At 63.3% G+C, this 882-nt stretch carries 1 protein-coding gene and 1 pseudogene; both read left to right on the top strand.

Translation table 11 applies throughout. The features are described 5' to 3' along the window. Positions 1-598: selenide, water dikinase SelD (selD, locus tag OQK_RS01050; protein ID WP_038860234.1), on the top strand; the 598-nt coding region annotated here is incomplete at its 5' end. Further along, a pseudogene (locus OQK_RS01055) lies at positions 598-882 on the top strand (tRNA 2-selenouridine(34) synthase MnmH); the annotation flags it as partial. The gene selD and the pseudogene OQK_RS01055, both read left to right, overlap by 1 nt.

Genomic DNA, 882 nt, shown 5'->3' on the forward strand with positions numbered 1-882 from the left:
GATCTTCGGCCTCGCCGTTACCGGGCTTGTGGAAAAGCGCCACATGAAACGCAACGACACCGCCACCGCCGGTTGCCTGTTGTACCTGACCAAACCGTTGGGCATCGGCATCCTCACCACCGCCGAAAAGAAGGGCAAGTTGCGCGCCGCCGACGTCGGTGTCGCCCGCGACTGGATGTGCACCTTGAACAAGCCCGGCAGCCGCTTCGGCAAACTCGCCGGCGTCACCGCGATGACCGACGTCACCGGTTTCGGCCTGCTCGGGCACTTGGTGGAAATGGCCGATGGCAGCCAGTTGACCGCGCGCATCGCCTATGACCGCGTGCCGCGTCTGGACAGCGTCGAGTACTACCTCGATCAGGGCTGCGTGCCGGGCGGTACGCTGCGCAACTTCGACAGCTATTCGAGCAAGGTTGGCCGCGTGCAGGAGTTGCACAAACGCGTGCTGTGCGATCCGCAGACCAGCGGTGGTCTGCTGATTGCGGTCACGCCTGAAGGCAATGACGAGTTCCTCGGCGTTGCCGCCGAACTCGGCCTGAACCTTGCGCCGATCGGCGAACTGGTTGAGCGACAGACGAACGCGGTCGAGGTGATTTGATGCTCCGCGACTGCACCGACTACCGCGACATTTTCCTCAACGACCGGCCGATGATGGATGCCCGCGCGCCGGTCGAGTTTCACAAAGGCGCGTTCCCCGGCGTGGTCAATCTGCCGCTGATGAATGATCTGGAACGGCAGAAGATCGGCACCTGCTACAAGCAGCATGGCCAGCAGGCGGCAATCGAGCTGGGCCATCAAATGGTGTCCGGCGCAGTCAAGGCCGAGCGCATCCAGGCCTGGGCCGACTTCGCGCGGGCTCATCCCGATGGTTATCTGTACTGT

The organism is Pseudomonas sp. R62, from assembly GCF_000257605.1.
Classification (GTDB): Bacteria; Pseudomonadota; Gammaproteobacteria; order Pseudomonadales; family Pseudomonadaceae; genus Aquipseudomonas; species Aquipseudomonas atacamensis.